Annotated in this window: 16 protein-coding genes and 4 tRNA genes; 9 read left to right on the forward strand and 11 right to left on the reverse strand. The window is 47.2% G+C overall.

Annotated elements, in window-relative coordinates; genetic code table 11:
- Positions 1-142 precede the first annotated feature (142 nt).
- From F0U83_RS13940 to F0U83_RS13970, 7 genes are all read left to right on the forward strand, one after another.
- Positions 143-439, forward strand: a complete 297-nt coding sequence (locus tag F0U83_RS13940; RefSeq protein ID WP_170221832.1) for an EF-hand domain-containing protein — start codon at positions 143-145, stop codon at positions 437-439.
- A 202-nt stretch (positions 440-641) separates the two neighbouring features.
- Entirely contained in the window at positions 642-1,844 is a 1,203-nt protein-coding gene (gene dapC / locus F0U83_RS13945; RefSeq protein WP_138987849.1) for a succinyldiaminopimelate transaminase, read from the forward strand.
- A 4-nt stretch (positions 1,845-1,848) separates the two neighbouring features.
- Positions 1,849-2,208: an ArsC family reductase gene (locus F0U83_RS13950; RefSeq protein WP_138987850.1), complete on the forward strand. Its 360-nt coding sequence runs from the start codon at positions 1,849-1,851 to the stop codon at positions 2,206-2,208.
- 12 nt (positions 2,209-2,220) lie between these two features.
- On the forward strand, positions 2,221-3,252 hold the full coding sequence (gene dapD / locus F0U83_RS13955; protein ID WP_138987851.1) for a 2,3,4,5-tetrahydropyridine-2,6-dicarboxylate N-succinyltransferase: 1,032 nt from the start codon (positions 2,221-2,223) through the stop codon (positions 3,250-3,252).
- 63 nt (positions 3,253-3,315) lie between these two features.
- The gene (gene dapE, locus F0U83_RS13960; RefSeq protein WP_138987852.1) at positions 3,316-4,452 is read left to right on the forward strand and encodes a succinyl-diaminopimelate desuccinylase; all 1,137 of its coding nucleotides are present in this window, start codon (positions 3,316-3,318) and stop codon (positions 4,450-4,452) included.
- A 6-nt stretch (positions 4,453-4,458) separates the two neighbouring features.
- On the forward strand, positions 4,459-5,298 hold the full coding sequence (locus F0U83_RS13965) for a putative RNA methyltransferase (protein WP_138987853.1): 840 nt from the start codon (positions 4,459-4,461) through the stop codon (positions 5,296-5,298).
- Complete coding sequence (locus tag F0U83_RS13970) at positions 5,295-5,573, forward strand: hypothetical protein (protein WP_138987854.1); 279 nt, start codon at positions 5,295-5,297, stop codon at positions 5,571-5,573. The genes F0U83_RS13965 and F0U83_RS13970 overlap by 4 nt, the downstream gene beginning before the upstream one ends.
- 15 nt (positions 5,574-5,588) lie before the next feature.
- On the opposite strand, the gene F0U83_RS13975 is transcribed toward F0U83_RS13970, so the two are convergent.
- On the reverse strand, positions 5,589-6,908 hold the full coding sequence (locus F0U83_RS13975) for a DUF945 family protein (RefSeq protein WP_138987855.1): 1,320 nt from the start codon (positions 6,906-6,908) through the stop codon (positions 5,589-5,591).
- A 151-nt stretch (positions 6,909-7,059) separates the two neighbouring features.
- Here F0U83_RS13975 and F0U83_RS13980 point away from each other — a divergent pair, with 151 nt between their 5' ends.
- Positions 7,060-7,446 carry a hypothetical protein gene (locus tag F0U83_RS13980; RefSeq protein ID WP_138987856.1) on the forward strand — a complete coding sequence of 129 codons (387 nt, stop codon included), beginning with the start codon at positions 7,060-7,062 and terminating at the stop codon, positions 7,444-7,446.
- Here the strand turns inward: F0U83_RS13980 and F0U83_RS13985 are convergent.
- From F0U83_RS13985 to F0U83_RS14030, 10 genes are all read right to left on the reverse strand, one after another.
- Positions 7,439-8,332 (reverse strand): DMT family transporter, encoded by an 894-nt coding sequence (locus F0U83_RS13985; protein WP_138987857.1) that lies wholly within the window; start codon positions 8,330-8,332, stop codon positions 7,439-7,441. The genes F0U83_RS13980 and F0U83_RS13985 overlap by 8 nt on opposite strands.
- 48 nt (positions 8,333-8,380) lie before the next feature.
- The gene (locus tag F0U83_RS13990; RefSeq protein ID WP_138987858.1) at positions 8,381-8,827 is read right to left on the reverse strand and encodes a hypothetical protein; all 447 of its coding nucleotides are present in this window, start codon (positions 8,825-8,827) and stop codon (positions 8,381-8,383) included.
- 295 nt (positions 8,828-9,122) lie between these two features.
- Complete coding sequence (locus F0U83_RS13995; RefSeq protein ID WP_138987859.1) at positions 9,123-12,440, reverse strand: translocation/assembly module TamB domain-containing protein; 3,318 nt, start codon at positions 12,438-12,440, stop codon at positions 9,123-9,125.
- Positions 12,437-14,176 carry an autotransporter assembly complex protein TamA gene (locus tag F0U83_RS14000; RefSeq protein ID WP_138987860.1) on the reverse strand — a complete coding sequence of 580 codons (1,740 nt, stop codon included), beginning with the start codon at positions 14,174-14,176 and terminating at the stop codon, positions 12,437-12,439. Before F0U83_RS14000 ends, F0U83_RS13995 begins: the two co-directional genes overlap by 4 nt.
- Positions 14,177-14,258: 82 nt before the next feature.
- Positions 14,259-14,741 (reverse strand): transcription elongation factor GreB, encoded by a 483-nt coding sequence (gene greB, locus F0U83_RS14005; protein WP_138987861.1) that lies wholly within the window; start codon positions 14,739-14,741, stop codon positions 14,259-14,261.
- An 89-nt stretch (positions 14,742-14,830) separates the two neighbouring features.
- Positions 14,831-14,905, reverse strand: a tRNA-Lys gene (locus F0U83_RS14010).
- Between the two features lie 15 nt (positions 14,906-14,920).
- Positions 14,921-14,995, reverse strand: a tRNA-Lys gene (locus F0U83_RS14015).
- A gap of 7 nt (positions 14,996-15,002) precedes the next feature.
- Positions 15,003-15,078: transfer RNA gene (locus F0U83_RS14020), tRNA-Asn, on the reverse strand.
- Positions 15,079-15,096: 18 nt separating this feature from the next.
- Positions 15,097-15,184 (reverse strand) — tRNA-Ser (locus F0U83_RS14025).
- A 118-nt stretch (positions 15,185-15,302) separates the two neighbouring features.
- The gene (locus F0U83_RS14030; RefSeq protein WP_138987862.1) at positions 15,303-16,196 is read right to left on the reverse strand and encodes a LysR family transcriptional regulator; all 894 of its coding nucleotides are present in this window, start codon (positions 16,194-16,196) and stop codon (positions 15,303-15,305) included.
- Between the two features lie 107 nt (positions 16,197-16,303).
- Between F0U83_RS14030 and F0U83_RS14035 the strand changes: the two genes are divergently transcribed.
- On the forward strand, positions 16,304-17,077 hold the full coding sequence (locus F0U83_RS14035; RefSeq protein ID WP_138987863.1) for a ferredoxin--NADP reductase: 774 nt from the start codon (positions 16,304-16,306) through the stop codon (positions 17,075-17,077).
- Positions 17,078-17,210: the final 133 nt, after the last annotated feature.

Raw genomic sequence — 17,210 nt, forward strand, 5'->3', positions numbered from 1 at the left:
TATTGACCCACGATTAATCCAATACGGCCCTAAAAAACAAAAAATAATACGTAACTATTTGTTTTTTAAAAATTTATAAAAACATGGCACATAACCCGCTATTACCTATCTGTCTTTATCACAACATATAGGAAATATGACGATGAAAAAACTAATCTCAATCACTGCAATCGCTCTTTTCTCAACAGCGGCTTTAGCACAAACCGCTGAAGTAACCACTGAGCAAACGACAACAGGTGTTGTACCTGCGATGCCACTGGTTGCGCAGCCTATTGGCGGCACTGATCTATTTAAAGTATTGGATGCTGATAGCAATGAGATGATCAGCGAAGAGGAAGCCGCAGCACACGAACCCGTGCTGGCTCAGTTCAAGGATCTGGACATCAACCAAGATGGCCAATTGAGCGCCGACGAATTTAGCTTATTAGCTAAAGGCTAATCCACCCCTTTCTATCCAGCGCGTTTTCGCTCCGGCACTACCCTCTTTTCGCCGGAGCGTTTTTTTGACTCCTCCCCCACTAAATACGTTGCTCTCACATTGTTATTATTGATAACGACGATAAGTGCTTAATAGCAGCGGCTGCATCCGGTATAATTTCCAGCCAATTTTGAATCAGATATACGGCCTACAGGAAATCTTTATGAACCGGGATTTATCGCGCCTTCAACCTTACCCGTTTGAAAAGCTAACCAAGCTCAAAGCTGAGGTCACACCACCCGCTGAGCTATCTCACATCGCTTTTTCAATTGGCGAGCCAAAACACGCGTCTCCTGAGTTCGTGGTTAAAACACTCGCTGACAACCTGAATGCCCTATCAAACTACCCAACCACAAAAGGGATTCCTGAGCTTCGTGAGGCCATTGCGGCTTGGTGTACCCGGCGTTTTAACTTACCTGAGGGTCAGCTAACAGCCGATCATCATGTGCTGCCCGTTAACGGTACCCGTGAAGCAATTTTTGCCTTCACGCAAGCCGCAGTAGAGCGCAAAGAGGGCGCGTTGGTTATCTCGCCAAACCCTTTTTACCAGATCTACGAAGGGGCAGCCTACTTAGCGGGAGCTGAGCCTCACTATCTAAATTGCAACGCAGAAAACGGTTTCATCCCTGATTATGATGCGGTACCTGCTGATATTTGGGAACGTTGCCAAATTCTTTTTATCTGCTCGCCCAGTAACCCAACGGGCGCTGTTACTGATTTTGATACGCTGGCCAAACTGATCAACCTTGCGGATCAATACGATTTCATCATTGCTTCTGACGAGTGCTACTCTGAAATTTATTTTGATGAAGCCAACCCACCGGTAGGGCTTTTAGAAGCCTGTGCACGGCTAGGCCGCACGGACTTTGATAAGTGCGTAGTGATGCATAGTTTATCCAAACGCTCCAACCTACCCGGATTACGCTCTGGCTTTATTGCTGGCGATGCTAAGTTACTGGGGCCATTCCTCGAATACCGCACTTATCATGGTTGTTCAATGCCGGTTCAACACCAGCTTGCATCGGTAGCCGCATGGGGCGATGAGGCCCACGTTCTACAGAATCGCGATTTATATCGAGAGAAGTTTTCAAAAGTGATCGAGATTCTTTCCCCAGTACTCGAGGTTACACAACCAGAGGCCAGCTTTTACCTCTGGGTGAAAACCCCCATCGCCGATGACCTGTTTGCTCAAAAGCTGTTTGCTGAAAAACATATGACGGTTCTTCCTGGCCGCTATCTATCCAGAGAAACCGAAGGCGTCGTCCCTGGCGAAGGCTTTGTACGTATGGCATTGGTTGCCACATTAGAGGAGTGCATCGAAGGCGCTCAACGTATCCGCCGCTTTGTAGAAGGATTAAAGGATTAAAACAATGGCTGTTACACTCTATGGTATTAAAAACTGCGACACCATTAAGAAAGCACGCAAGTGGTTAGAGGCTCAGCAGATCGACTATAGCTTTCACGATTTTAGAGTCGATGGCTTAGACACCAATCTGCTGGAGCAGTGGTTTGCCGACGTAGGTTGGGAAACACTGCTCAACAAACGAGGCACCACATGGCGACAGCTTTCTGAAGAGATTAAAAGCAGCATCAATGAAGCCTCTGCGCGCCAGCTAATGTTGGATAATCCAGCCATTATCAAACGCCCTGTTCTGGATACAGGTAGCGAGCGTCATGTAGGCTTTAGTGAGGCAAGCTATCAAACCTATTTTAAACATCAGACGTCATAGACGGAGAATATTATGAGTTATTTTGCTTTTGGCCTAGGTATCGGCACCCAATCTTCAGCGGGTGATTGGCTGGAAATTTACTACAACAAACCCGTCTTAAACCCTTCAGAGGCATTGATCAATGCCGTTTCTGACATTATCGGTTATGAGGGTGGCGATGCAGCAATCGAAATCTGCGAAGCACAACTGAAAGCTCTGGAAGCGGCTTTCCTCAGTGTTGATGCGGAAGATCAAGCTGAAGTGGTTGAGATCCTCAAGGGTACACAGCAGCCGATGATCATGACGATTCTGGCCACTGATTCAGCACCCGCGACCACTGCCGAAGTTTACCTAAAATTAGCACTGCTTTCGCACCGTTTGGTCAAACCTCATGGTACAGACTTATCCGGTATGTTTGGTTTACTACCGAATGTTGCTTGGACCAGCGAAGGCGCTATCGCTCTAGAAGATCTGCCTCGCCGCCAGCTGGCCGCTCGTGCTCAGGGCCGTATTCTAAACGTCCAGTCCGTCGATAAGTTCCCACAAATGACAAACTACGTTGTACCAGCAGGTATCCGTGTTGGTGATGCTTCCCGTATCCGTTTAGGCGCTTATGTGGGTGAAGGTACAACCGTCATGCACGAAGGCTTTATCAACTTTAATGCCGGTACAATGGGTGTCAGCATGGTTGAAGGGCGAATCTCTGCGGGTGTTGTAGTAGGTAACGGTTCTGATCTAGGTGGCGGCTGCTCAACCATGGGCACACTGTCTGGCGGCAACAATGTTGTTATCTCTGTTGGCGAAAACTGCCTACTCGGCGCTAACGCAGGTCTAGGCTTACCTTTGGGTGATCGCTGCACCATCGAAGCAGGCTTATACGTAACAGGCGGATCGAAAGTGACCGTACTTGATGATCAGAATAATGAAGTCGATACCGTTAAAGCTGCTGAGCTTGCTGGTAAATCAGACCTGCTATTCCGCCGGAATTCACAGAATGGGCGCATCGAAGTAAAAACCAATAAGTCTGCGATTGAACTTAACGCAGAACTTCACAAGCACAACTAATCATCGATAGCCCCAAGGTGTCGGACTCCGGCACCTGCTTTACCAACCTCATCGGAGCCTAACATGTCTATGTCGTCACCCACCATTGAACTCACCAAAGCATTGATTTCCCGCCCTTCTGTTACACCGGAGGATGCCGGTTGCCAGGAGTTGATGATTGAAATGCTGGAAGCGATGGGCTTTGTTATTGAAAGGCTTCCGTTTGAAGAGGTAACTAACCTATGGGCACGACGCGGCACCGAAGGCCCGCTGTTCTGCTTTGCAGGGCATACCGATGTGGTGCCAACAGGGCCTGTTGAAAAGTGGACACACCACCCTTTTGAACCAACCATCAGCGAAGGCTACCTTTATGGGCGCGGAGCCGCTGACATGAAAGGCAGCATCGCCGCTTTTATGACAGCGCTACAACGCTTTATTGAACACCATCCCGACCATAAAGGTTCTATTGCCCTACTGATTACCAGTGACGAAGAGGGACCATTTATTAACGGCACAACCCGTGTTATTGATCACTTGGAAGCACGCAATGAAAAAATCAACTGGTGCATCGTGGGTGAGCCATCCAGCACGGACAAAGTGGGCGATATTATCAAAAATGGCCGACGTGGTTCACTGAGCGGCAAGTTGCGTGTTAATGGTATCCAAGGGCATGTTGCTTACCCTCACTTAGTTCGTAATCCAATTCATGAAGCGGCGCCTGCCTTAGCTGAGCTAGCATCGACAATATGGGATGAAGGCAATGACTTTTTCCCACCCACCAGCTTCCAAATTTCTAACATTCATGCAGGAACCGGCGCAACTAATGTGGTTCCCGGCAGTATCGAAGTAGACTTCAACTTCCGTTTTTCGACCGAAGTAACTGCCGATGAGTTAAAAGAGCGTGTGCGCGATCTCTTAGATAAGCACAACCTTGAATGGGATATCGACTGGATTTTATCTGGCAATCCGTTCTTAACCGCTGAAGGGGATCTTGTCGCTGCTGCACAAGCGTCTATAAAAGCGATTACCGGCTTGGAGACAGAGTTATCCACATCCGGCGGAACATCGGATGGCCGCTTTATCGCACCAACGGGCGCTCAAGTACTGGAGCTTGGTCCTGTGAATGCTACTATCCACCAAATAGACGAGCGCGTGCGCGTTAAGGATCTGGATACACTAAGTGACCTGTATGAAAACATCATGGCACGTTTACTGGTGTAAGCACGGATGAGCCTACCCTCTCCTCTATTTCGTTGCCCAGTGTGTCAGGAGCCCCTGATACAAAAAGAGCGGACGCTGGCGTGTAACCAGCGCCATAGCTACGATCAGGCCAAGCAAGGCTATTGGAACCTTTTACTGGTACAGCGTAAACGCTCTAAGGATCCAGGGGATAATCCCGAGATGGTTTCGGCGCGTTCGCGCTTTTTGGATCAACAGCACTATAAACCCCTAGCGGAGGCGGTCTGCCGTATCGCTTTAGAGCAACTGAAAGACACCCCCTCCCCAAAGGTGCTGGATATGGGGTGTGGAGAGGGCTACTACACAGAGCACGTAGCTAATGCACTGTTTACAAAAACACCCTCCCTTATTGGCCTTGATATATCCAAACATGCAATCAAAGCGGCATGTAAACGCACCAAAGCGGTCCACTGGCTTGTCGCCTCAGGGGCAGAGATGCCTGTACCTGAATCAAGTCAGGATCTGCTGCTCGTGATGTTCAGCCGCGTCATGCCGGAGCCTTTCGCCAAAGTCGTCAAACACGGGGGAACACTGATACTGGTATGGCCAGCTCAGCAGCATCTCATTGAGCTAAGGCAGGCTATCTATTCGCAGATCAAAACCTCTAATTTTAACCCTGTGGCAGACCTCGACCTTTATTTTGAATGCCAGCGTCAAGACAAATTAACCTTTCAATTCGCCCTCGATGACAACGATGATATTGAAGCGCTGTTATCCATGACGCCTCACAGCCAACGTATGGCCCCCGATAACCGTGCTCGCTTGCTAGACCAGAAACCGCTTCATCTGACCTTTGACGTTAATATCGGAGTGTTCAGTAGACGATGAGGTGGCAGAAGCTCAAAGCACGATTAGTTAAGCAGGCGGATAACGTTCAGCAAAACCTGACTTGGCTCCTGTCGGGCTTTGGTTTGTGTATGCTTGGCTTATTTTTAGTGGTGATGGCCGAATACTTGTTTGGCCAATCCCTGAAGCAAGAGCTGGTTGCGTTATTGGGGTTGATTATGGTTGTGGCAGGTATCCTGCTCGCCGCAACAGGCTATATCAGCCTCAGCCTGTTGCGTATATTTCGCTTTCTTCAAAACGAAGATAAGCAGGATTGATCACCGCTCAATCAATTACATCGGCATCGGCTGCCCATTTAGCGTCGCCTCACCCTTATTAATCTTCAACTCAGCGCGATAGTCACCCTCTGGTGTCTTTTGAAGAAAACCCATATCGACCATTCGCTCAAGCTGCTCAGGGTTGTAATCTGGTAACTGATTCACCATAGCCGCAGGAAACTGAGCGGTAGCATCCAGCGTAAGGTACTGAATCGCCGCCGTTGGCATCATCATCACATCGGATACTTTAAAAGGCGCCAACTCAAGAGCAGCGTTTGCCTCAGCCTTGAGCTCCCCCTGGCGCACAGACAGATCTTCAATCTGAGCCTGAATACCTTTTAGTGTCAATTGATCTGCTGCACCAGCCAATGCGTCCATCTGCTGCATCATCGCTTCTTGATCTTCAGGGTTAAGCTGGTTTAACTGTTCCACCAGCCCTCTGGTTGCTTCGGTATCTAAGTTAAACGAGATCCCAAAGTTTGCATCATTAAAAGAGAACGCCTGTTCCTCTTTGGTTGCCTCAATGCTACCAGCACTGTACACCACCCGCGTTAACATTCGATCCTCTTCCGGCTGTTGACTTACCATCAATACAAGATCGTTTACCGCAAAATTACCCTCTTGTGTTTTTAGATCAATGTTCTTCACATTGAACAAGGCCTCAAGAGACTCAGCCATCAATGCTTGAAACGGATCCTCATGGTCCAAAACACCACTTTCAGTACCACTGATACCTTGCACAGCCAGTTGTCCATCTTCACCCACTACACCTGAGTCTTGCATGGCAAAGTCCAGAGTGAAGTCCCTGCCATCTTGTGAGTAATCTAATGTGACCGCACCGATAGTTGCTTCGTCACCACTGTCTTCATCTTTGACAATGAATTTATCGGTGTTTATCACAGCATCAACTGACATCTGCTGAGAAAATGGACTAAAACGCTGAAAAGATTCAATACTGATGGGGGCAACGGCGTGGTTAGCCTGAACAGACTTAAGCTTAGAAGCCAGCTCCCCCTCGGCCAAGGTAACAACGGAGTCAGCACCTAAAAAGCGATGCTTAACAAGCACATCAAACGGTACTTCTCGTGTGCCTATAAGCTCAGCAAACTCATCTGAAGTGGAAGCTAACGTATAGGTAATACGATAATGAGAGGAGAAAAAACCCAACTGCGGCTCATTATGAATAAATCCCTGTCCCTGAACGGCAGTTTGTGCTTTCTCCATAGCTGTTTCCATATATTGGGAAGCCTGCTGGCCAGAGAAGTACACCCCACCCAGATATATTCCCGAAGCAGCCAATACGCCAATAGCCCCCATAACCATACTTTTTTTCATCGTTCATCCTGATACCAGATTAAATGTCAGCAAAGGATACCTTATCTCTACCAAAATGGAATCAAGGGGGAGACGCTTTTCTCCTTGATCATGCCCTTCAAGCAACGCATACTGACCGCCTCTAGCCACCCTATTCTGAAGCACATACGTTATGACCCAAGAGCGCCACCCAGATATCGAAATTTATGTTAAAAGCTGTTCGATCAGCCAAATCGAAACTTGGTTTTCAGAGCTGAGCGACACTTGGCAACATGAATTTTCTCAAGGCGTAACGCACGAGTATAAGTTATCTATTGAGGGCAAACAGATCCCCGTACTGATCCATGAAAAGGTGGCAGGAAAAGCGTGGAGCAGCATCTGGTTTAAATCAGATGAAACCCCTTGGTTTAAAGATCTGGATTGTGCCCGAGTAGCGGCTGTCGCTTTAGCAACCCAAGTGCGCTGTATTGCCGGTGGCTGGAAGAGCGGCGATGACCCCGACGAATGGTGGAAGATAGAAGGCGACGAAGAAGCCCTGATTCAATGGGCGACTAACTAGCGTTACGTCTTGCACTGTATTGCTGATAACTTACGGCCAATACAATAAGCACTAACCCCACAAAGGTTGATATGCCAATCTCTTCCCCAAGAATATAGTGGATTAATATCAGTGATAAGAATGGCGATAGAAAGATCAAATTACTGACTCGGCTAGTATACGTAGCAAGCTTCATAGCATTCATCCAGAGTATAAATGTGACCCCCATTTCGAAAACGCCCACATAGATAGCACTTAACATTCCCTCTGTATTCAAAGGGATACCATCCCACCACCATGCAGCTAACAACACCAACGGGGTGCCATGTACAAAACAGAGCAATAATGAAACATCAGCAGGCGCTTTGTTCTGAACATTTAGTATCCAATAGAGTGCCCAGATCACTGTACTCAACAAAGCAAGCAACACACCTAAACCACTATCAAACTGCAGTCCAAGCAGGTCACCTCGGGTCGAAATAATTAACACCCCAAAGTAGCCCAGCACCAACGCAATAATATCAGCTCGGTGTAATTTCTGACCGAGAAGTGGCACCGCCAAAAGGGAAAGCACTAACGCCCATGTATAGTTCAAGGGCTGGGCCTGCTGAGCAGGCAGCAAGTTATAAGCCTGAAAGAGAATCACGTAGTACAGCAGAGGATTAATGGCACCTAGCAGTAAAAAACGCCATGGAGCCGCCCGCCAGTAGCGCAAAATCGAGTGCAAGGAATGTTTATAGAGCGTCACTACCAGCAAAAGCACCAGCGACGTCATGCTGGCGATAGCCAATAATTGTAATGGGGTCAAATGCTGCAAAGCGAGTTTGAAAGCCGTCGCAACAGTAGACCAAAGCAAAACGGCCACTAGACCCAAAGCCATAGCTTTAGACTGATTTTTGTCTTCCATTATCTAATGGCCTATAAAAAGTGCATATAGTGTCAGAACGACAACAGATTAAGCAAGTACAGAAACACGCGATTCAGAAATGTGATTGAGCATCAATTTACCCGCTGACATTAAGCTCATCTTAGCGAACTCGTCAGCAATATTAGTTCTGTTTTGAGGGGCTTGAGCACGCGTGAAAATATGACTATTCACATAAGCAAAATCACCCGGCAAATTATCGTTAACTGCATGGTTTAATCGACCAACCAACTCTGGCGTATGCAGTTCATCAACAGTGGGGTAAGTAACAGCATCAGGCAACGTAAACTCACCTGACGCATTGGAAGAGCCGCTCTCACTTAAATGAGGTGCAAACACGCCACCGCCGCTTTCACGATTGGTAGAGATAAGACTAAGCAACATGGCGAACTGCGCACCATGAGAAGACTGCACCGCCTGAGGCAGTGAAGAGGTGTACGTTTCAATCCTCGATTGTATGCTGTCAGTCTGTATCATCTGAGATTCGCTATACGCTGGTTACTTCTGTTATCGGCTGTACAATCTAGTGCTTTAGGGGAAATTGCCTGAGAGTAACCAGAAGGAGTTAAGGAAGCTGCGAACTACTGTCCATAAGTATCATTAATCGCTAAAAACTCTACAACATAGGACAACGCAAGATCAACAACAAAGACAACGAGCTATAAAATCATTAATAATGCAGCCATTCGAACAGCGTTTTGAAAGCCAGTATCAGAGTCAAATAAGGGCACAAGTATGCTCGTATTTTCCCTAGCGCCTTAAAGGAAACCCGTTAGTGTTCCAATGTATAAATCAGATCACCACCGCTGTTATTAGTACCCGTTTGGGACTCAACACTCCAGCGCTTACTAAGCTGGTAGCGCATCAAAAAAGTACTACCCGGCTCTAGAACACCTACACCATATTTTACATACAATTTTGGGGAGAGGTATTTACCAATATAAAACGCCGTGCTGTTTAAAGAATCCCCCTCCAATCCAACCTCGTTCAAATCGAGCAGATCCGATAACTTTTCGGCTACGACGTTGCCCCCTTTCATGGTGAGCGCTGATGCAGCCCTAAACAACAATTCTTGCTCAGAGGCAGAGTTATTCCCAGCCCCCGGTGGTCGACCAAAGACCAGATATGAAAGTATACCGCTTTCAGGCATTGAAGGTTCCGAAAATAAAGCTAAACGTGGTTCGGATAACGTACCACCAACTCGAGCACCAGCAATGACTTCGTCTACCTTGCGTGAAACTCTGAGATCCAGCCCTGGATTATCAACAGGCCCGCCACTAAAAACCAAACTTCCCCTCTCGATATTTAAGTCCTGCCCATAAAGACGATACTGCCCTGAAGCTACCGCCAAGCTGCCAGTAGCCCGTGTTGCGCGCCGACCATCTTCTTCAATTAGAACGCTGCCTTGCAAACGGCCTTTAAAGCCTAATGCATCCACCTCTACTTGATCTCCTAAGGTAAGGCGAATCTGCGTATCCAGATGGCGTTTAGGCACCTCCTGTCCTGATTGATCACTCTCCTCAAGAATAACGACATCAGAAGACAAAGGATAAGAGGCCGTTGTCTTAGGTGGAAAAATATGCGCCTTAGGCACGTTTACTTCACCGCGTAATTTAATCAGGGTGGGAGTGACATCCACAGCTATCTGTGGCGAAATCCATACTTTTAACTCTTCAGTCGCTACCGCTTGCAAACGCTCACCTTTGATTTGTATTTGCCCAGAACCATTTATAGGATCAAGCTGACCGCTCAATTGTAAAACACCATCCCCAGAACGCATCGAGCCATTGACAAGCAATGCTGAGTTACCGGCCTGATCGCGCACATCCAGCTCGATATCACCTAACTTAAGGCCTAGCGCCGGAAGTTCAGCCTCGCCTTGTTTTAATGTCAGATAGCCCAGCATAACCGGTTCAGTCATACGTCCACGTAAACTGACTTTAGCGTCTAAACCACCCTTCACCCCTTGGAGTTGGGGTAAAAACAATGATACAAACCCCAAATCACTCAATTCAGCTTCCATTACGCCTGAAATTTGGCCATCATCATAGAAATCCTTAACGAAGATACGCCCTTGAAGACGCCCAGCAGGCTCAACAACTGGCAACGAAAAATCAGCATTAAGCTGCCCATTTTCTCCATTTATATTAAAAGCCGATTCTCCACTGATAACTTTCAGATCACTACCGGGCAACAACACAACACTGTTTGGAATACGCCCAGCCACTGAAAACTCGGGCTGTTCACCCAAAGCTTGTCGGAATGTTATCTGGCTTTCCAGTTTTCCTTCTACCTCTATCGCTGGTGGTATGAAAGGAGCCAGCAACCCAAGACTAAGCTGTTGAATATCAAAACGTCCCTGGCTACCTTTTTCAGCAGTCCAACGCCCTTGCCCGCATAACGCTCCGCTACCTGTGGGGATTCGCCTCCAGCAAAAATGTGCAATACTTGCCGCTTCTCTGCTGATTTCGGTGTCAACAGGCTGTTGTAAGCCCCACGAACCCAGTAGATCGTTTTGCAGATCAGCACGAAGTAATTTACCTTGCCACAGGGCTTTATCCCACGCTCCTTCTAACTCTACATCCACTTCAGCAGGACCTTGGGATAAACGTAAGGAAACCTGATGCTTTTCTACTCTCCCAACTCCTTCTACGTTAAGTGATGTCCATTGTTCACCAGCAATTGTTAATTGTTGTGCCTGAAGATCAAGTTGAGAGGGTTGACCAGCCATCAGGTTTATATCGAGATTGGCAGTGAGACGCTCAACTTTGTTATCTTCGTAAGATAATGAGTTGGCATTAATTTCAGCCACTAGTTGTAAGCTGTCTTTTGGCCCCTTTAAGGACCCTTTACCTATAAAGGCACCTTTTACATGGGGTAATACCCGCTCTAATGCGGGCATTTTGACTGCCATATTGAGATCAACTTGCTCACCCACCGTACCCGATGCGTTTAACGTTGCGCTGGCAACATTAAGCGAGAGTGTTTGAATTGAAATATCCGTGCCCTTCAACAAGCCTACGGCCTGCCCTTTTATAGGCTCACCTCTTAGTGTGCCATTGAGCAACACGTGTTCAATCTCTACTTCGAGTGGCTGTGCTACAGCTTTAGATCCTCGATTTTTTAATTGAAAGTCAACTAAACCCGACCATTCTGCCCATTGGATCCCGGGATTTAATTGCTCGCCGGTCACATCAAGCTTCCAACTTAGAACAGGCAGCCAACTGACCTCCCCTCCCCCTTTCAGAACACCATCAAGGGTTTTTCCAGACAACTCCAAGGCAGTAAAGCCCTGATAATTCCCCTCGGCCAGCGCACTCCACTCTCCTGCTGGAAGATCTTTCCCTTTCAGGGCGCTCTGCAGATCCAGGGAGTAGTTATCAACAGTACCATGCAAGCTAAAGGAGCCTTCACCTTGTAGCAGGGGAGTAACTGCACCTGCGGGGTATCTGAGATCTTGCCAAGCCCCAACTAGATGGAATGGGTATCGCTCTTTTGGTATCAGAGTACCTGATAGTTCAGCCTTCAGCTCAGGCAGGTCCAGCTCAAAGCGATCCACAATGATGCGCTCCCCCTGAGTATGGGATTGTAATAACAACCTATTAACTTGCACTGGCTGTGAGGTAGTTTCTATTTCATTAGCTGGGGAAAAAGCCAACTGACTCAGTAATAGGCGATCAAGATGCAGACTCAGCGGCCAGGTAATCTCTGGCAAGCTCAACGTAAAGGCCGGCGTATCATTCTGGGAGGGAGCTTTGACGGGGAATATGTGTACTTCAGGCTCTTGTATATCTATTGAGTAAATATGGGCTTTACCATGAACTAAAGCCCACGGATTCCAATCTAATCGTAACTGCTTAACCGATATATTGAGTGCATCATTCTGATAATGCACCTGTCTTAAGGTTATTGTATCGAGCAAACGCCCCTCAACTTGCGCCACTTGGAACTCACCAGGAAGCGAGCGTTGCACCAAGCCCAGAAGTTGCTGAAGCCCATGGGTGCTGGATGAAAGGTAAAGCGCCACTAATAGAAACAATAAAATAATGACGGCAACAGCCAGCAACACTCGTCTGAATATTGACCTCATAAATCAGGCCCTATACTTAGATGAAGACGAACCCCTCTCTCATCGTCATCATAAGGCGTAGCTAAATCAAAACGCACCGGCCCAACTGGGGAAAACCAGCGCAGGCCTATACCTACTCCGATATGAAGATCAGCTTCAGCTCCTTTGAAGGCGTTACCTACATCCATAAAAGCGGCAACTCCCCACTTATCCGTCAGCCGATAATCCATTTCCACACTGCCAACTAATAGGTTCTGGCCGCCTAAATCATCCCCCTGATTATCCTTAGGCCCCAAGCTCTGATAAGCATACCCGCGTACACTGTTGTCACCGCCTGCATAAAAACGTTGTGAAACGGGTAACTTGTCGAACGTATCAACAAAAGTAACCCCTAAATCCGCTCTCCCCAACAGGCGTAACTTTGTATTAACACTATGTACAGCCTTTGCCCCTAAGCGCAATTGCAAAAAGTCTGTGTCTGATAATAGCTGCGCACTTCCTCCTGATGCTTGCAGTGTCAGACGATACCCATTATCAACATTGAGCCTGTCCTTAACGGAGACGGTGGATAAACTAATACGAGGGATCAAAAAAGTACTTTGCGTGGTATTGGGCCCCACCGCAAAAGTTTCCTGCTGGAACCCTAATGAGGCTACCTGCTGCCAACCTCCCCATTGCTTTTGCCATGACGCCCCTAAATATTGGCTACGAGTGTCTACGCTATCCGAATGCTCATCATTCAGGTTCACATTGACCGTATACCGGTCCTGTTGTGGGCGAAACCCCGGGATAACATATTCCGCTGCCAAACTGTTACGAATCTGCGAAGCTCGTAACAATGTATTAAACTGATGACCCCGTTTATTGACCCAGCGTCGAGTCATCCCTAGGGTCATTCGGGCTCCTGTATCTGTCCCATACCCAAACCCGCCGCGATACTTAGTTCTTTCATGAGCATCAAGGGTTACTTCCAAGGGGACTTGCGCGCCACTGGCTTGCTCCCATAAAGGCCTCACTTCCACCCTCTGAAAGTAATCACTGTCCACTAGCACTCCCTGCAGCGATAAAAGCTGAGCGCTATTAATAGGCTCTCCAGACTCGAAAGGTACATAACGTCTCAAGAAACCCTCAGACAAAGGGCTCTTCGAAAACCTAATCTCACCAATACTGTAACGCGGGCCGCTATCATAGTGCAGCACAATCGAAGCTTGATAAGCTATTAGATCGACTTCAACACGATGCTCAATAAATTCGGCACGATAGTAGCCTCGCTCTGCCGCAAGAGAGCGTATGCGCTTTTTCAGCGTTTCATAGTGATTATGGATAAGAGGACTTCCAACCTGAACGGGTGAGTCAGCTAGTAGATCTGAAAAAACCTGATCATTGAGGGCATCACCCAATAGCTGCAAATCCAACTTTGAGATATGCAGTAAAGGCCCAGGATCTATGATGAACTTGGCCACCCACTGGTCATCTCCAGTTTGCAATTGAGACTCTATCTTAGGCTGATAATAGCCAAAAGGTTGTAGCGCTTTTTTTATGTCTGCATCCGCTTTACTGAAAAGATAGCGTAGACGACTCTCATGGGTAATCTCTTTTTTATGAAGGGACTCCAAACCGAGCATCGTACGGATGTTTTGTTGCTGCTGTGAATCAACACCTTCAATCACAACAGTCAACTCAGCCGCGTGGAGCCTCAGAGTACCGATCATTATCAATATTCCAATCAACGCACTAAGCGCACCACGGGTTAACATGCATACCTCGCATTTCCTGATCAAGAGTGAAGCTGCTACTTGAAAGCATCAGCTGGTTAGGACAGAAAGCTAGCGCAAATGTTCATTCAGGCGTTTGCGGGTAAGAGATCGCATTAACATACCAGATTTTATCGCCACTGGGCGTGGGAACAATGGCCTCATCATCAACACTTTTCTTAAGCAGTGCACGAGCCATAGGCGAGTCGATTGAGATGTAATCGCTACGCCCGTAAATTTCATCAACACCCACTATACGAAAGCGCTTTTCTTCGTCGTCATCGTTAACAATATCGACCCACGCACCAAAAAAGACCTTTCCATCTTGTTGTGGTGAATACTCAACGATCTGTAATTCATCTAACCTTTTGCGCAGGTAGCGCACACGACGATCAATCTCACGTAAGATTTTTTTATTGTATTGATAATCGGCATTTTCGCTACGATCACCCAAACTCGCTGCCCATGTTACCTTTCGGGTGATTTCTGGGCGGTACTCTTTCCAGAGATAATTAAGCTCGGTTTGTAGCGCTTCGTAGCCCTCGCGGGTGATCAATTTTGCTTTCATACAGACAGCCTGAATACATCAACAACGTGACTTGAGTGAGAAGTCTATTTTTACAGAAGCGATTGGGTAAAGATAACAGAAAAAGAAAATGGTGGGTCGTATAGGATTTGAACCTATGACCAATTGGTTAAAAGCCAACTGCTCTACCACTGAGCTAACGACCCGCAGGGAGGAAAAAGTGGTGGGTCGTATAGGATTTGAACCTATGACCAATTGGTTAAAAGCCAACTGCTCTACCACTGAGCTAACGACCCACTGAAGTGGCTCCTCGAGCTGGACTCGAACCAGCGACCAATAGATTAACAGTCTACTGCTCTACCAACTGAGCTATCGAGGAACTTCAGTATCCTTTAAATGGCGGAGGGGCAGGGATTCGAACCCTGGGAGCCTCTCGACTCGCCGGTTTTCAAGACCGGTGCTTTCGACCACTCAGCCACCCCTCCAAAGGATGGGCGCAGATTTTATAGAGTTGAGAAAAAGTGTCAATACTTAATGTAAATAATTTCACATAAAAGTGAAAAAAACCGTGTTTTTTCATAAACCTGCTCACTTACTAAGCAGTCAGTGCCAATTTTGCTCAAGTTTTGCACACATAGACAGCCAATGGCGTATGCCTGCACTTTGGTACTTTTGTTTATGGAGCACCAAATAAAATTGGCGGTGCATATTACGACCAGGGATACCAAGTTCCACAAGAGAGCCATTTTGGAAAGATTCTTGTAAGGCAATGCGTGATAGACAGGAAATTCCAAGACCTGCCCGGACAGAGCGCTTAATCGCCTCTGTGTGCTGTAACTCCAAAAGCACATTTAACCGAGGCAACAACCCACGCATCGCCCAATCAAAGGCTTGCCGCGTGCCAGAGCCTTGCTCACGTAAAATCCACCCCGCATTTTGAAGATCCTGATCCGATAACTGTTTTTTTGTTGCAAGAGGATGGCGAGGCGAGCAGAACACAACCAACTCATCCTCTAACCAAGGGGTAAATATCAGATTGGGGTGGTTGGCCTCTCCTTCGATCAAGCCAATATCCAATTCAAAGTTGCTGATTTTTTCAACAATAGCCGAGGTGTTTGCCACTTCAAGCGTCACCCTTCTCCCTGGGTGTTCTGACATATAGCTTGCCATCAGCTCTACGGCCAGATAATTGCCAATCGTCAGTGTTGCGCCTAATTTCAAACTCCCAGGCGTTTGGTGTTGATTGAGCTCCTGCTCTAGACTTCGCGCTTGAGCGATCAATGCCTCAACTCTCGGACGTACCAACCTCCCAAGTTCATTGATTTGCAGCCGTTTACCAACGCGATCAAATAAACGGATATCAAATTGCTCCTCCAAATCACGTAATGCACTACTCGCGGCCGATTGAGACATCGCAAGGCTTTCTGCTGCTCGGGTAATATTGTCGTAGTGAGCAACCGCTAGAAAAACTTCAAGTTGACGTAGGGAATACTTCATTATCGATTTTTCCGATTAGATATATAAATACTACTCGCTTTACCGATAAATTAGTCTCTTTATACTCGGATAGCAATTATCAACAGTTCGATATGCAGGTCAGTATTATGTCAACGATCGGTCACGAAGAAGTTATTAGCGTCCACCACTGGAACGACACGCTTTTCAGTTTTAAAACGACCCGTGATCCGGGATTCCGTTTTAAGAACGGCCACTTTACGATGATTGGGTTAGAGCACGAGGGAAAGCCTCTGATGCGCGCTTACAGTATCGCCAGTGCCAACTATGAAGACGAGCTGGAGTTTTTCAGTATCAAAGTACAAGATGGGCCATTGACGTCGAAACTACAGCGCATTCAAGTTGGCGACCGCATTCTTATCAGCAAGAAGCCGACAGGAACGTTGATCAATGACAACCTGATACCCGGTAAGCACTTATACCTTATCAGTACGGGCACAGGCTTAGCGCCCTTCATGAGCATTATCAAGGATCCAGAGATCTACGAAGCGTATGACAAAGTCATTTTAACCCACGGTGTACGTTATGTTTCGGAGCTCGCTTACGCTGATACCATCATGCATGAGCTCCCAAATAACGAGTACTTTGGGGAGATGATTAAAGACAAGTTACTTTATTACCCAACTGTCACCCGCGAACCCTATCGCAATAACGGTCGCCTCACTGATCTTATGCGTTGCGGTAAACTGACTCAAGATTTGGGATTGCCGTCACTAAGCCCGGAGCATGACCGTTTTATGATTTGCGGAAGCCCAGCCATGCTAAAGGACACATGCGGCTTACTGAATCAAATGGGCTTTAACGAGGCTCGACATGGTGACCTTGGCCATTATGTTATAGAACGTGCGTTTGTGGAGAAGTAGTCGAGTGTTGCCGGAAGGCCCCCTCCTTCCGGCTTTTTTGTTTCTTTAATAAGTCAAACTGTTGCTCAAAACATCCCTACTCTCAAATACAAGAAAAGGTTATTGTTAAACCTCAACGTATTGTGAGATCACC

It is taken from the genome of Neptunomonas concharum (assembly GCF_008630635.1).
Lineage (GTDB): Bacteria > Pseudomonadota > Gammaproteobacteria > Pseudomonadales > Balneatricaceae > Neptunomonas > Neptunomonas concharum.

Coding starts and splice junctions, on each gene's coding strand:
- F0U83_RS13940 (WP_170221832.1), top strand. CDS start 143: ATGAAAAAACTAATCTCAATCACTGCAATCGCTCTTTTCTCAACAGCG.
- dapC (WP_138987849.1), top strand. CDS start 642: ATGAACCGGGATTTATCGCGCCTTCAACCTTACCCGTTTGAAAAGCTA.
- F0U83_RS13950 (WP_138987850.1), top strand. CDS start 1,849: ATGGCTGTTACACTCTATGGTATTAAAAACTGCGACACCATTAAGAAA.
- dapD (WP_138987851.1), top strand. CDS start 2,221: ATGAGTTATTTTGCTTTTGGCCTAGGTATCGGCACCCAATCTTCAGCG.
- dapE (WP_138987852.1), top strand. CDS start 3,316: ATGTCTATGTCGTCACCCACCATTGAACTCACCAAAGCATTGATTTCC.
- F0U83_RS13965 (WP_138987853.1), top strand. CDS start 4,459: ATGAGCCTACCCTCTCCTCTATTTCGTTGCCCAGTGTGTCAGGAGCCC.
- F0U83_RS13970 (WP_138987854.1), top strand. CDS start 5,295: ATGAGGTGGCAGAAGCTCAAAGCACGATTAGTTAAGCAGGCGGATAAC.
- F0U83_RS13975 (WP_138987855.1), bottom strand. CDS start 6,908: ATGAAAAAAAGTATGGTTATGGGGGCTATTGGCGTATTGGCTGCTTCG.
- F0U83_RS13980 (WP_138987856.1), top strand. CDS start 7,060: ATGACCCAAGAGCGCCACCCAGATATCGAAATTTATGTTAAAAGCTGT.
- F0U83_RS13985 (WP_138987857.1), bottom strand. CDS start 8,332: ATGGAAGACAAAAATCAGTCTAAAGCTATGGCTTTGGGTCTAGTGGCC.
- F0U83_RS13990 (WP_138987858.1), bottom strand. CDS start 8,827: ATGATACAGACTGACAGCATACAATCGAGGATTGAAACGTACACCTCT.
- F0U83_RS13995 (WP_138987859.1), bottom strand. CDS start 12,440: ATGAGGTCAATATTCAGACGAGTGTTGCTGGCTGTTGCCGTCATTATT.
- F0U83_RS14000 (WP_138987860.1), bottom strand. CDS start 14,176: ATGTTAACCCGTGGTGCGCTTAGTGCGTTGATTGGAATATTGATAATG.
- greB (WP_138987861.1), bottom strand. CDS start 14,741: ATGAAAGCAAAATTGATCACCCGCGAGGGCTACGAAGCGCTACAAACC.
- F0U83_RS14030 (WP_138987862.1), bottom strand. CDS start 16,196: ATGAAGTATTCCCTACGTCAACTTGAAGTTTTTCTAGCGGTTGCTCAC.
- F0U83_RS14035 (WP_138987863.1), top strand. CDS start 16,304: ATGTCAACGATCGGTCACGAAGAAGTTATTAGCGTCCACCACTGGAAC.